The sequence below is a fragment of the Peribacillus tepidiphilus genome, assembly GCF_009466385.1.
GTDB classification, from domain to species: domain Bacteria; phylum Bacillota; class Bacilli; order Bacillales; family DSM-1321; genus Bacillus_BN; species Bacillus_BN tepidiphilus.
The window spans coordinates 269,270-283,299 of the sequence record NZ_WIAQ01000002.1 but is presented as its reverse complement, the minus strand read 5'-3'; the positions used below and the strand labels follow the sequence as shown (position 1 = coordinate 283,299).

Genomic DNA, 14,030 nt, shown 5'->3' with positions numbered 1-14,030 from the left:
AAAGAATAGAATAGATTTAGGAGACAACAGACATGAAAAAACGCTTTGGTATAGATATAGATGGCACTATTACTAGGCCAGACACGCTGATTCCTTACATAAATAAGTCATTTGCTTTAAATTTGACATTAAACGATATTACTCAATACGAATTGACACCTTTTGTTAATGTTAGCGAAGATGAATTTCGAAGCTGGTTTGAAGAAAATGAACCTCTGATCTATAAAGAATCCCCAATATCTGAAGGAGCAAAAGAAACAATTAATACGTGGATGGACATTGCAGACCTTTATTTCATTAGTGCGAGAAGAAAGAATCTTACTCAGTTAACAAAAGAATGGTTTCATGAGAACGAGTTGAAATATCACCATATAGAGCTGATCGGTTCACATGATAAGGTTGCAACCGCAAAAAAATATCAAATCGATCTTTTTTTTGAAGACAAACACGATAATGCAGTTGCTATTTCTGAAGAATGCAATATTCCTGTCATTTTATTCAATACACCTTACAACCAAGAACCGGTTCCTTCGAGAGTCATTCGTGTTAATACCTGGGAAGAGGCAAAGAAATGGGTGGACCACTGGCTAAAAAGTCAATAATTCCCGTAAAAACATTTAAGGCGACAACCAATTACTTAGCTGTCGCCTTTTTTATGTCGTGTCGAAGAGAAATAGGCATGTAATTTTTCGGCTGTGTGACCCAGCCTTTTCATTACACACAATTCGAATCCGAAAGACCCTCTTTTAACAACAATCTGGGCACTTTCCGTAAATTTCAAACTTATGACCGGAAATATCATATCCTTTTAAATCTGCTTCCAGACTTTGCATTGGACATGTTTCAATTTCTTTTGTTTTTCCACAGTCCAAGCAAATAAAATGATGGTGATGGTGATTGTGACTACATGTAAACCGAAAATGCCTTTCACCAGAAAGCTCTGTTTCTTCACAGATTCCGAGCTCTACAAACAAGGAAAGGTTCCGATAAATTGTATCAAAGCTTAAACCAGGATAATGATCTTTCATGATTTCTAGCACTTCTTTTGCCGTCAAATATTTATTGCTTGAAGAAAAAAGCTGAAGCATTTCTTCACGTTTCCCAGTATGCTTATAGCCTTTTTCTTTCAACAGATCCATTGCTTCTTGAACATTCATCCTAATCAACCCCATATTTACGCCATTTTTACCCGAAGATTTTTAATCACGATGGATAAAATTAAAATCAGTACAGCAATGACAACAATGGTACCGCCTGGTGCCAAATCAAGATAATAAGATAAGAACAGGCCACCAACTACGGAAATTTCTCCAAATAGGATTGAAAATGAAATCGTTTGTTTAAATCCTTTAGCAATACGTATACTCGCAGCCACCGGGAGCGTCATTAATGAAGAAACAAGCAATACACCTACAATTCTCATAGAAACAGCGATCACAAGCGCAACTAAGATAATAAAGATAAAATGAATTTGTTTTGCTGGAATCCCTGATGCCTTTGCATGGTCTTCATCAAATGATAAGAGGAATAACTCTTTATATAACAATATAATAGTTGCTACTACGAAAAGAGAAACACCAATTATGACCCATAAATCCCCTCTCGAAACAGCACTGACGCTTCCAAATAAGTAACTGAATAAATCGGTGTTAAATCCATCAGCTAAAGAAATAAAAATAACCCCGATTCCAATCCCACCTGATAAAATAATCGGAATTGCCAATTCTTGGTAATGCTTATATACATTTCTTAGCCTTTCAATAAATAAAGACCCCAAGACAGAAAAAGTCATCCCCATATACAATGGGTTCAAGCCTGAAAAGGCAAGGAATCTTTTTTCTAAAAGCAAGCTGAAAGCAATACCTGCAAGGGTAACATGGCTTAACGCATCAGCAATGAGTGAAAGCCTCCTCACTACCACAAACACACCGAGTAAAGGGGCGATCGCGCCAATTATTAGGCCAGTCAAAAATGCATTTTGCAGAAATTCATACTCAAACATACTTGAAATCATGGGAATCCTCCCGAGTTTTAATGATTATGATTTAAAACATGGACATCATGTCCATAAAAGGAAGATAGCTCATCATCCTTGAGTCGATTATATTCAGATGATGGAACATGTAAATGCAAATGCTTGTTTAAGCACGCTACATGTGTCACTTTATCCGAAATTGTCCCCACATCATGCGTAACTAGAATTAGAGTAATCCCTAACTGTTTGTTTAAGGACTCAAGCATAGAATAAAATTGTTTAACATTCTGTGCATCCACTCCAACAGTCGGCTCATCCAATATAAGAAGTTCTGGATCGCTGACAAGCGCTCTTGCGATAAAAACGCGCTGCTGCTGTCCTCCTGAAAGCTCACCGATATTTCGGTTCCAAAATGATACCATTCCTACTGAATTCAGAGCTTCTAGCACTTTTTCTTTGTCTTGTTTTCTCAAAAAGCGAAATAGACCGATCTTTTTTGTTAAACCACTTGCTACTACTTCAAAAACTGTGGCAGGAAATCCAGTATTAAAGGAATTTGCTTTTTGTGAAACATATCCGATTTTATCCCACTCTTTAAAGGAACGGATATCTTGACCAAATAGCTCGATTTCACCTTGTTGAATTTTTAATAAGCCTAACAGCAGCTTTAATAACGTTGATTTTCCAGAACCATTGGGGCCAACTAGCCCGAGAAAGGATCCTTTTTCAACTGATAAATGAATGTTTTCAAGTACAAGATCCTTTTCATATCGAAAAGAAAGATTTTTTACTTGAATAATGGTTTTATTCAAAGGAATCACCTGATTTTTAAGAATGATTACGATTTAACTTAAAGTAGTATACTCCTTTTTTGTTGTCGTGTAAAGAATTCAATCTTATTTATATGAATGGTTCACGGTCACTCAACTCTAACATATGTTAAAGAGAGGGAGGGATTCGATGAAACTATTTGAAACGATTATTAACATGAAAATCAATCGAATTCAAGCCGATGAATTATTGAGCATCGCAGGACAATATGGGATTGAATTAAACCGTAAGCAGGCTGAGCAAATATGCAGTGTTCTCATTGGAAAAAACATCAATATTTTTGAAGAACAGCAAAGAAAGCAAGTTGTTGCCCAAATTGCCCAAATCGCTGGAACCGATACAGCAAATAAAATTGAAAGTATTTTCTTACAGTTGACTGGCATTAGATGATGCTACAAACCAAAAGGGTATCTATCCTATGATGGCTGGCCGAGCTTCTCATCAGGAATAGATACCCAAACTTTATTAATTATGCATGATTTTATCCAATAAATTCTCATCAAATTTACGGTTTCTTAGCATCTCAATTTCAAATTTGTATGGTGGTTTTTTATTCTTCTTATCTTCCCCGACGTATGGAGTTTCAAGAATTTTTGGTACATCCTTAAGCTGCGGATGATGGACAATGTAGTCAAGCGCCTTAAAGCCAATGTGTCCAAACCCGATATTTTCGTGACGGTCTTTTTTCATACCAATTTCGTTTTTGCTGTCGTTAATGTGTAACACTTTCAACCTGTCAATACCGATGATTTTATCAAATTGCTCTAGAACACCATCAAAATCATTCACGATATCATAACCTGCATCATGTGTATGGCAAGTATCAAAACACACCGAAAGCTTATCATTTAAGACGACTCCATCTATAATCATGGCGATTTCTTCAAATGTCTTCCCACATTCCGATCCTTTACCAGCCATCGTTTCAAGAGCAATTTGTACCTTTTGTTCACTTGATAACACTTCATTTAAGCCTTCGACAATTTTTTTGATACCAGCTTCTGTACCTGCCCCAACATGTGCCCCAGGATGAAGTACAATTTGCTTAGCACCGATAGCTTCTGTTCTTTCAATTTCAGAACGCAAAAAATTTACTCCTAGTTCAAATGTATCTGGGTTGATCGTATTTCCAATATTAATAATGTAGGGAGCATGTACGATAATCTCATCAATTCCATTCTCTTCCATATGACGTCTTCCCGCTTCAATGTTCAAGTCCTCAATGCTTTTTCTTCTTGTATTTTGAGGAGCACCTGTATAAATCATAAATGTATTTGCACCGTAAGATACGGCCTCTTCACTCGCAGCAAGCAGCATCTTTTTCCCGCTCATGGACACGTGTGATCCTATTTTCAACATAACTTTTCTCCTTACCCTTTATTTCTTTTTTATTTTGTTTTGTAGTCTACGTTGTCTTTTCTTAAATTTTTCAATTTCTTCTTTTTGCTTTTTCTTATAGCCTGGTTTAACCTTAGCCGGCTTTTTAATCAGCCTTTTAGCTTTTATATCAAGCTCACTTTCTTGTTTTTGACGATTTTTTCTTCTGTTACGATCTTCAATTTCAATCCATTCACCCTTTTGAATGTCACGGTTCTCAAAAGAAATTCCACGCTTTTCGAGCTTATTTAAAGCATCCTCGTCAGAAGGCTCATAGATGGTGGCGGCAATTCCTGAATAGCCTGCCCGAGCCGTTCTCCCTGCCCTGTGAATGTAAAAGTCCAAATCAGTAGGAAGTTCAAAATTGATAACGTGGCTGACTCCTTCAATATCAATTCCTCGTGCTGCAAGGTCAGTGGCAACAATATATTGATAGTCTAGATTATTAATTTGCTTCATCATTTTTTTGCGTTCACGCGGACTTAGATCACCGTGGATACGACCTACACGTAGACCTTTTTCCGTCAGTCTGTCTGCTACTTCTTCAGCCATTTTTTTCGTATTCGTAAAAATAATAGCCAAATATGGATTGTAAAGAACTAGTACATCATGTAACAGTTGAATCTTATCGCGGTGCCGTGCAGGTATCAATACGTGCTCAATTTTTTCGGCAGTAGCCTGTTTAGGATCCACCTGTACATATTTTGGATTTTCCATATATTTCTTCAAAAATGGTTTTAGCTTTTCGGGGATAGTCGCTGAGAAAATGAGCATTTGCAAATCCTCAGGCATTCTGGCAGCAATTTTATCGACATCTTCAATAAAGCCCATATCGAGCATTAGGTCCGCTTCATCTACAACAAGCGTTTTCGCAGTAAAAACGTTTAATGCTTGTTCTTCTACTAAGTCCTTAATTCTTCCTGGTGTCCCTATGACAAGTTGTGGCTGAGTTTTTAATTTTTCAATGGTCCGTTGCTTATCTGTACCTCCGATAAAGCAACGAACTGTAAGCGGGGCTTCTTTTGGAAAGTGCTCGGCAATCTTTAACGCTTCATGATATATCTGATGAGCCAATTCTCTTGTCGGGGCAGTAATGACAGCCTGTACTTCTTGTTTTTCAGTGTCGATTCTTTGAGTAATCGGCAATAAGTATGCATGGGTCTTTCCAGTACCCGTTTGCGATTGTCCAATAATGCTTGTCCCTTTTAAGGCTGCTGGAATCACACGCTCCTGAATTTCAGTAGGCTTGTGGAATCCAAGCTCTTCAATTGCATTTAAAATATATTCATTAAATGAAAACCTTTCGAAATGGTTTTGTTTCATTTTATTGTAACTCCTTACTTAAAATTGGTTCTTGTTCGATCTAGGTCTTTTCAAATAAAACTACTTTACTTATCTTATCCTGTTTATTATATTATCTCAACTGATAAAAGTCAGATTAGGTTTTTATCTCAAATTACTGCAAAGTTGCATACTTTATTATAAAGGAAAATTTCACAAGAAAGTAAGGAGGGAAAGATATGCAGCAAGGACCATTTAACATGCCTCCTCGAAGAATGAGAATGCGTTCCTCCATCGACCAGCAAAGGATGTTTCCACCCATGGGTTTGCCAAATCGCCAGGATCCTTTTAGAATCTCCCCAGCTCCTGTACCTCCATCTCAGCCCCCCCTAGGTATGATGCCAATGAAAGGGATGAGGAATTCGTTTAGCAATCAAAGTAGAAGAATGCCCGGCCAGGGACAAAAAAGTGGTTTGTTAGCCAAGATATTAGGAAAAAGGAATCAACAAGCCCCAACCCCAGCTTCGCTTTTCTCAGTACCAGGAGTGGCTGCTTCACAGGAAGCACCTCGCACAGCTGGAGGAGGAGGTATCATACAAAGCCTGACAGGTTCAGGTTCATTATCGACGATGCTTAATAACACTCAAAAGGTGCTACAAGCTGCTGAGTCTTTAGGTCCGATGGTTTCACAGTACGGACCCCTATTAAAAAATATACCGGCTATGTGGAAGATTTACCAAGGGTTAAAAAATGGAGATGACGTAAAAGATTCCGTTTCCCAGCCTCACGAAGAAAAGAAAGAATCCACAAATTCACCAAATCTTGAAGAAGAATTAGAGATACAAAAAAATAAAGCAACGGAACCCTTAGAAGATGATGAGGAAAAGAAGAAAACTGTAAAGTCAGGAGAATCTCTTCCCAAACTATTCATTTAACCTTACATCATAAAATACTTTCTTTATTAACACTCATTGTAGCCATAATGCTCCATTGGGTGTTATGTTTTTTTCACTAAAATTGGACTTGTTCCCCCATAATCCCTCTTTGTAATCTTTTTGCACATTCTATATAATGAAAACTAGGTGAATGGTTTATGTAGACTAGGATTCTCCTAGATTTTTGTTCGACTGGTTATTTTTATGGTTAGATAAGGAGGAAACACAATGAAGGTCATTAAGATATCTCCTCGTGGATATTGTTACGGGGTTGTGGACGCAATGGTCATTGCCCGCAACGCCGCTTTAGATAAAAGCTTGCCTCGTCCTATTTATATTCTAGGCATGATCGTTCATAATAAGCATGTAACAGATGCATTTGAAGAAGAAGGAATTATCACACTGGATGGCACAAATCGTAAGGAAATTCTTGAAAAAGTGGATAGCGGTACAGTCATTTTCACTGCACATGGCGTTTCGCCAGAAGTTAGAGAGCTGGCAAAAAAGAAAGGTCTAGTTACAATTGATGCTACCTGTCCGGATGTTACAGCTACACATGACCTAATCCGTCAAAAGAAAGCAGAAGGCTACCAAGTCATCTACATTGGTAAAAAAGGTCATCCTGAACCGGAGGGTGCTGTTGGCGTTGCACCTGACATTGTTCATTTAGTTGAAACAAAAGAAGATGTAGACAAGCTTACTATAACAGCTGAAAAGTTAATCGTAACAAATCAGACGACGATGAGCCAATGGGATGTTGCTGATATTATGGAGGCAGTAAAAGAAAAATATCCACAAGCAGAAATTCATAAAGAGATTTGCCTAGCTACACAAGTAAGACAAGAAGCTGTAGCTGAACAAGCCGGTCAAGCTGATTTGTTGATTGTAGTTGGGGACCCGAAAAGCAACAATTCCAACAGATTAGCTCAAGTATCAGAAGAAATTGCTGGTACTAAGGCTTATCGAGTAGCAGACGTAACCGAAATCCAGCTAGAATGGCTAAAGGGTGTAGAGACAGTAGCTGTTACTGCCGGTGCTTCCACCCCTACCCCGATTACGAAGGAAGTCATCAACTTCTTGGAAAACTATGATCCAGATGATGAAACAACCTGGAAGCGAGAAAGAAAGGTTCCGCTCCATAAAATCCTGCCAAAGGTAAAAAGCCCAACGCTTTAGAATACTTCTTTTCATTAAAAAGAGTCTTGTGCTTCATTGCACAAGACTCTTAGAGTGTAGACAAAGTATATTTCATGCACTTTCAGACTGATTGAAAACGCTTGTCAGTCGAGGAACGAACCCGTGCGAGGAGCGGAGTTACCATAGACGGTAATGAGCACCGGAGGAGGGTTCGTGACGAAGAATGCGAGCGTTTGTCAACAGTCTGAGAGTCTTGTGCTTCATTGCACAAGACTCTTTCTCTTATAAAAACGTAAAGGGATCCGTATCAATTTCAGATGGAATAAATTCTACTTGATATCCCTGATCCTCCGCAAGCCTGGACATTTTTTCTGCCACACCTTTTTTCATGACTTTTTCAACGTTATGACCTGGGTCTACAATGTTTAGTCCGAGCATCAGAGCATCATGTGCGGTATGATAATACATATCACCTGTAACATACACATCCGCACCTTTGAATTTGGCGGATGTTACGTATTTGTTTCCATCTCCACCAAGGACCGCAACCTTTTTAACGGTTGTTTCAAGATTACCAACCACCCTAACACCTTTAACGTCCAAGGACTCTTTTACATATTGAGCAAATTCCCTTAAAGTCATTTCCTTTGGTAGTTCCCCGATTCGACCAAGACCTAGTTCTTCTCCTTTATTATGTAGAGGATAAATGTCATAGGCAACCTCTTCATATGGGTGTGCTTTAATCATGCTATTCAGCACCTTCTTTTCTAGTTCCTCCGGAAAAATGGTCTCGATCCTCACTTCATTCACTTTTTCCAGTTGACCTTTTTGTCCGATGTATGGATTAGCACCAGCTTCCGGCAAAAATCTTCCCTCTCCAAAAGTAGAAAAAGAGCAATGACTATAATTTCCGATAAATCCAGCACCTGCTTTACCTAAAGCTGCTCTAAGATCATCTGCTGCATCCTCCGGAACAAATACAACGAGTTTCTTTAACGATGCCGAATAGGTCGGAACCAAAACCTCCGTATTTTGTAGCTTTAAGCAATCGGATAAAAGGTCATTGACACCACCCTTTGCAACATCAAGATTTGTATGAGCAGCATAAACTGTAATGTCATGTTTAATGAGCTTCTGTAAAAGCTTCCCTTGTCCTTCATCGGTAATTTTCTGTAACGGACGATATATAATTGGATGATGAGCAATAATCAAATCAATGCCTTTGTCAATGGCTTCATCAACCACTTCATCTAGAACGTCCAGCGCTACCATTACTTTTTGGATGGGTTTATTTAAGGTTCCAACTTGAAGGCCAATTTTATCTCCCTCCACTGCGAGCTTTTTAGGAGAATATTGTTCAAAAAGTTGAATGACCTCAAAACCGTTTGGAGTTTTCATCTCGCTAGTACCTCCTCTACTAAAGCCCATTTTTTGTGTAATTCATTTCTTTTTTCTTGAGTAGCCTCTTGGTCTTCGGATTTTTCTAACTGGGTTAATATTCTTTTCCAATGATTTTTTTCCATTTTCCATTTTTTTATAAATACTTCATTTTTTTCCTTCATTAAGAAAGGACCCATCAATAATGCTGCTTCTTTTTGTTCCTTATATGGCCTAAGAGGGTCTCCCTTTTCAGCCACAAGAATCTCATAAATTTTCTCATCCTCTTCTAAAATTCGTTCGTTAATCAGCTCCCATCCATTTTCAATTAACCATTTTCTAATATGGATCGCATGGATGTTTGGCTGTAGAATTAGCCTTTTTACAGATGATAGTTTTTCCTTTCCTCTTTCCAATATGTTTGTGATCAATGTGCCACCCATACCTGCAATTGTAACAACTGTAGCTTCATTCATCTCTAGAACCTCAAGACCGTCACCTTTTCGGACGGATATCTTATCTGCTAGATTTGCTTCCATTACTTGTTTCAGTGCAGATTGATAGGGACCTTCTACTACTTCCCCTGCAATCGCTTTTTCCACTATACCTTTATTAACCACATAGCAGGGTAAATAAGCATGGTCTGAGCCGATGTCGGCTAAAATACTTCCTTTCGGTATGAAGGTAGCCACTGCTTCTAACCTTTTTGATAGCTTCTGTTTATTCATGTAATTAATCACCTAAATCCAATGTAATAAAAGTCTCTATCCTAGTATAATTAAATCTAGACTTCTGTTTCAAGGAAGGACAGCCTTGATGAATCTAAAAAATAAACGGCTGAACGATGTCAGCCGTTTTTTTGAATTATTTTAATCCTGCCAGCCACTTAGCCATTTCATCGATTTTTCCTTCTTCAACAAGACCTCCTGGCATTGCTCCTCTACCATTTGTTAAAACGTTTTTAATGTCATCTTCAGATAAGCGGTCGCCAACACCTTTTAAAGCAGGACCCACTCCACCTTGGTATTGGTCACCGTGACAGCTCATACAGTTTGCTTTATAAATGTCTTCCGGAGAACCGGCTGCTGTTTGTTCCGTCTTTTCCTTGCCGCCGTTCTCTTTTTCCTTTGCCATCTCTTTAGCATCCCCAAGACCTTTAAAGGATAGAGCAATCATTAGCCCGATACCGAAAACCATGATCAAAACAAATGGAATAATCGGATTACGATTCATCGTATTACCTCCCCTATGTATAAACCTGTCTGTCATAATAATTACAAACAATTCTTATTTTACTTGAAAAAGTTTGAGAGGGAAAGACCTAATATATAAGATGAACCATAATTTCGTAATTTAGACAAAAAAACAAGAATTTTCATTCAAAAGAAATGAAAGAGCTTTCCAATAAAATATAAAATTAAAACCGTTCCTAATAGGGAAGCGATGGTAAAGTACGGCAAATGTAACTTCTTACCTATTAAAAACCAAATGAAACAATGTATGAATAAAAATAGGTATAATAGTCCAATATTACCTGGAAAAAACAGTTCTGATATCCGAACGTTAGCAAGTAAAAAGACAAATGCAGAGGAGACTAATGGGATCTGATAGGAAAATGACTTTTTATAGAACAAGAAAGCAATACCCGCTAATAGGAGAACAATGTTGATACATGCTAAAATTTGTATGAAAGGCGGAATGTTGTCTACCCCTGAAAGTATAACTGCAAGTACAACCAAACTTGCTATTCCCAAATATGCAGGATTGATGGGAAAGCGCTCTCTTATTTTAACGCTCTCTTCCATGCTTTCTCCCTCAGAATATAATGCTATCAGATAATCGCAATATTGTTCCGGAAGAATACGAGTTTTCTTCCAATATTGAATTTCATTTATGATAATCTTTTTTCGGGTTTCGTTCATGCCGATCCACATCCTATATGATAGCTCTATCATAATTATCGGATAAACATCACCCATTTTCATATGCTATCCTACCTAAATCACTGGTAATAATAAAATATTGATTCATTTCTGAAAATACGTTTTAAAAAAGGGAAGGACTCTTGATACCCTTGATAATGGTAAGAGTCTTCCCTTTATGATTATTATTCTAAGAAATCCTTTAAACGCTTGCTTCGGCTTGGATGTCTCAACTTACGTAATGCTTTCGCTTCAATTTGACGAATACGCTCACGTGTAACGCCGAAAACCTTTCCAACCTCTTCTAAGGTTCTTGTTCGACCATCATCTAGTCCGAAACGAAGTCTTAAGACGTTTTCTTCACGGTCTGTCAACGTGTCAAGGACATCTTCTAACTGCTCTTTTAATAGCTCATATGCTGCATGTTCAGAAGGTGAAGTCGCATCTTGATCTTCAATGAAGTCCCCAAGATGAGAGTCATCCTCTTCACCGATTGGTGTTTCCAACGACACCGGTTCTTGAGCAATTTTTAATATTTCCCTTACCTTATCTGGAGTAAGGTCCATATCCTCTGCAATTTCCTCTGGAGTTGGTTCGCGTCCTAAATCTTGTAATAGCTGCCTTTGAACGCGAATCAGCTTGTTAATGGTCTCAACCATATGAACCGGGATACGAATCGTTCTTGCTTGGTCAGCAATAGCACGTGTAATAGCTTGACGAATCCACCACGTTGCGTAAGTGGAGAATTTATATCCTTTTCTGTAGTCGAATTTCTCTACAGCTTTTATAAGACCCATATTACCCTCTTGAATAAGATCAAGAAAAAGCATTCCACGTCCGACGTATCTTTTTGCAATGCTGACTACAAGACGAAGATTGGCTTCAGCTAAACGACGTTTAGCTTCTTCGTCACCTTGCTCAATTCGTTTGGCAAGTTCAATTTCTTCCTCACCGGAAAGAAGGTCCACTCTTCCAATTTCTTTCAGATACATTCTTACAGGGTCGTTTATTTTAACTCCAGGAGGAACACTAAGATCATTCAAATCAAATTCTTCTTCTTTAGAAAGATCTTGAATATTTGGATCAACTTCTTCATTATCTGATAGTATTTCTATCCCTTGTTCACTTAAATACTCAAGATATTCATCCATTTGATCTGAATCTAATTCAAAACTAGAGAGCTTATCAGTTATATCATCAAAAGTAAGGACTCCACGTTTTTTTCCTTGCTCAAGAAGTTGATCTTTCACCTGATCAAGAGTTAATTCATTATCCATGTCTTTGGAACGAGCTGATTTATCAGCCATTTGTTCCCCTCCTTCCAAACTTTCAAACACAACAGACAATTTCATATGTGCTATTTTTTTAATTGGATAATCTCCAATGCAATAGCAGCGGCTTTCCGAATGTCACCCATTCTTTCTGCTTCTGCTTTTTCAGCTTCTTTTTCTTTTATGATTAACATCTTTTTCTGTTTCAACACGAATTGAATGTAATCCATTAATTCCTTATCTGTAGCTTCTTCGTTGATGGACATCATTTCAATTTCAGAAACAATTTTCCTAAGGTGTGGATCAGGAAGTTCATTCATGAATAGGCTAGTGTCGGGATGATCGTATTTCTCATAAAAGCCATATAAATAAGTGATGATAGCTTGATGATCATCCACATTCAGGACATTGGAACCTAACATGTTTTTAATTTTCAAGGCTTTTTCTTTACTTTGCAGCATATGGGCAATCAACCTTAACTCTGCAACTATATAGGCTGGCTTTAACTTCTGCTCATATTGCAGCTGTATGCTTTGAGTTTGGTTTGTCCCTATGTTTCTAGATAGGTTTCCACGCTTTCTTTCTGAAAAAAAGGTCTTTTTCTGTTGTTGCATTAAAGATTCCAATGAAATGGAAAATTCAGCAGAAATTTGACGAAGATAATGCTCTCTTTCAACCGCACTTGATAGCTTTGTAATTTCTTTTAGAACGGCATCAATATAAGCGATACGCTCCGCCTCGTTATTAAGATTTTTTCCTAAACGCAAATATTTCATTTTAAATGAAACATACGTCAAGCAATTCCCAACAATATCTGTTATAAAGCTCTTTGAACCGTATTTCTTAATATATTCATCGGGGTCAAGCTCATCAGGCATTAAAGCAACCTTTACTTCAAAGCCAGCATCAAACAAATAATCAGAAGCTCTGTTGGCAGCATCTAAACCTGCCTGATCGGAATCATAACAAATCACAACTTCATTCGTGTTTCGTTTTAATAATGAAATATGATGGTCTGTTAATGATGTCCCCATTGTAGCAATCGTATTTTCAACTCCTGCAACTGATGCAGAAATGCAGTCGGCAAAGCCTTCCATCAGAATTGCTTTTTCTTTTTTGCGAATATGAGGTCTTGCTAAATGAAAGTTATATAATATTTTGCTTTTATGAAAGATTGGCGTTTCAGGGCTATTTAAATATTTGGGTTCATCTTCCCCTAGCGCTCTTCCCGAAAACGCAATCGTATTACCCTTCTCATCGAATATTGGAAACATAATTCTGTTTCTGAAGCGATCAAAATATTTGCCTTCATCATTTTTTACTAAAAGACCCGCCTGCTCCATCAACTCTGCTTGAAAACCCCTTTTTACGAGGAACTTATAAACAAAATCCCACGTATTTAAGGAATAACCAATTTGGAATTTTTCAATAGATTCTTCTGTAAAACCCCGATGAAGCAAATATTCCAGTGCTGCTTCTCCCTCTTTTGTGTTTATAAGCAAATGATGGTAAAATTTACGTAATAGCTCATGTGCTTCGATCATCTTCTGATGAGATGGGGAGAGTTTGCTCGCTTTAGTCGACTCTTCTAAAGAAATATCTAATGGAATATTTCCTTTTTCCGCTAAGACTTTTGTAGCTTCAATAAAGCTTAATCCTTCCATATCCATTAGGAAGTTAAAAACATTTCCTCCTGCACCACAGCCAAAGCAATAATAAATTTGTTTGTCTGGAGCAACCGAGAAAGAAGGTGTATTCTCACCATGAAATGGACAAAGGCCGAAATAGTTTCGCCCTTGTTTTTTTAGCTGGACATATTCACTAATTATATCAACGATATCTACAGCACTACGGATTTCATTTAGTTTTTCATCTGGAATACGGGTATGTGACATTTGATCACCCAATCCTAATTCAGGTGATA

At 37.7% G+C, this 14,030-nt stretch carries 15 protein-coding genes; 4 read left to right on the top strand and 11 right to left on the bottom strand.

The window, feature by feature from the left end; translation table 11 throughout:
* The first annotated feature begins 32 nt into the window (after window positions 1–32).
* Complete coding sequence (locus GD441_RS02780; RefSeq protein ID WP_153123442.1) at window positions 33–602, top strand: hypothetical protein; 570 nt, start codon at window positions 33–35, stop codon at window positions 600–602.
* 144 nt (window positions 603–746) lie between these two features.
* Here the strand turns inward: GD441_RS02780 and zur are convergent, their stop codons facing one another.
* From zur to GD441_RS02765, 3 genes are read right to left on the bottom strand one after another with little or no spacing between them, the layout of a single operon-like run.
* Window positions 747–1,157 carry a zinc uptake transcriptional repressor Zur gene (gene zur / locus GD441_RS02775; RefSeq protein ID WP_153123440.1) on the bottom strand — a complete coding sequence of 137 codons (411 nt, stop codon included), beginning with the start codon at window positions 1,155–1,157 and terminating at the stop codon, window positions 747–749.
* A gap of 17 nt (window positions 1,158–1,174) precedes the next feature.
* Window positions 1,175–2,014 (bottom strand): metal ABC transporter permease, encoded by an 840-nt coding sequence (locus GD441_RS02770; protein WP_153123438.1) that lies wholly within the window; start codon window positions 2,012–2,014, stop codon window positions 1,175–1,177.
* A gap of 17 nt (window positions 2,015–2,031) precedes the next feature.
* Entirely contained in the window at window positions 2,032–2,793 is a 762-nt protein-coding gene (locus GD441_RS02765; RefSeq protein ID WP_420849638.1) for a metal ABC transporter ATP-binding protein, read from the bottom strand.
* A 142-nt stretch (window positions 2,794–2,935) separates the two neighbouring features.
* On the opposite strand from GD441_RS02765, the gene GD441_RS02760 reads away from it, so the two are divergent.
* The gene (locus GD441_RS02760) at window positions 2,936–3,196 is read left to right on the top strand and encodes a DUF2624 family protein (protein WP_153123434.1); all 261 of its coding nucleotides are present in this window, start codon (window positions 2,936–2,938) and stop codon (window positions 3,194–3,196) included.
* Window positions 3,197–3,271: 75 nt separating this feature from the next.
* Here GD441_RS02760 and GD441_RS02755 read toward each other — a convergent pair whose 3' ends face one another.
* Entirely contained in the window at window positions 3,272–4,165 is an 894-nt protein-coding gene (locus tag GD441_RS02755) for a deoxyribonuclease IV (RefSeq protein WP_153123432.1), read from the bottom strand.
* A gap of 18 nt (window positions 4,166–4,183) precedes the next feature.
* The gene (locus GD441_RS02750) at window positions 4,184–5,506 is read right to left on the bottom strand and encodes a DEAD/DEAH box helicase (protein ID WP_153123430.1); all 1,323 of its coding nucleotides are present in this window, start codon (window positions 5,504–5,506) and stop codon (window positions 4,184–4,186) included.
* A gap of 197 nt (window positions 5,507–5,703) precedes the next feature.
* Here GD441_RS02750 and vrrA point away from each other — a divergent pair, with 197 nt between their 5' ends.
* Window positions 5,704–6,399, top strand: coding sequence for a VrrA/YqfQ family protein (gene vrrA / locus GD441_RS02745; protein WP_153123428.1), 696 nt, complete (start codon window positions 5,704–5,706; stop codon window positions 6,397–6,399).
* Between the two features lie 228 nt (window positions 6,400–6,627).
* Window positions 6,628–7,575 (top strand): 4-hydroxy-3-methylbut-2-enyl diphosphate reductase, encoded by a 948-nt coding sequence (locus GD441_RS02740; RefSeq protein ID WP_153123426.1) that lies wholly within the window; start codon window positions 6,628–6,630, stop codon window positions 7,573–7,575.
* A 243-nt stretch (window positions 7,576–7,818) separates the two neighbouring features.
* Here GD441_RS02740 and GD441_RS02735 read toward each other — a convergent pair whose 3' ends face one another.
* The 6 genes from GD441_RS02735 to dnaG form a co-directional block, all read right to left on the bottom strand.
* On the bottom strand, window positions 7,819–8,934 hold the full coding sequence (locus GD441_RS02735; RefSeq protein WP_153123424.1) for a Nif3-like dinuclear metal center hexameric protein: 1,116 nt from the start codon (window positions 8,932–8,934) through the stop codon (window positions 7,819–7,821).
* Window positions 8,931–9,641: a tRNA (adenine(22)-N(1))-methyltransferase gene (locus GD441_RS02730; RefSeq protein ID WP_153123422.1), complete on the bottom strand. Its 711-nt coding sequence runs from the start codon at window positions 9,639–9,641 to the stop codon at window positions 8,931–8,933. The genes GD441_RS02735 and GD441_RS02730 overlap by 4 nt, the downstream gene beginning before the upstream one ends.
* Window positions 9,642–9,777: 136 nt before the next feature.
* Window positions 9,778–10,146: a cytochrome c550 gene (cccA, locus tag GD441_RS02725; protein WP_153123420.1), complete on the bottom strand. Its 369-nt coding sequence runs from the start codon at window positions 10,144–10,146 to the stop codon at window positions 9,778–9,780.
* Between the two features lie 146 nt (window positions 10,147–10,292).
* Window positions 10,293–10,835, bottom strand: a complete 543-nt coding sequence (locus GD441_RS02720; protein WP_153123418.1) for a hypothetical protein — start codon at window positions 10,833–10,835, stop codon at window positions 10,293–10,295.
* 185 nt (window positions 10,836–11,020) lie between these two features.
* The gene (rpoD, locus tag GD441_RS02715) at window positions 11,021–12,142 is read right to left on the bottom strand and encodes an RNA polymerase sigma factor RpoD (protein WP_153123416.1); all 1,122 of its coding nucleotides are present in this window, start codon (window positions 12,140–12,142) and stop codon (window positions 11,021–11,023) included.
* 50 nt (window positions 12,143–12,192) lie between these two features.
* The gene (gene dnaG / locus GD441_RS02710) at window positions 12,193–14,001 is read right to left on the bottom strand and encodes a DNA primase (protein WP_153123414.1); all 1,809 of its coding nucleotides are present in this window, start codon (window positions 13,999–14,001) and stop codon (window positions 12,193–12,195) included.
* Window positions 14,002–14,030: the final 29 nt, after the last annotated feature.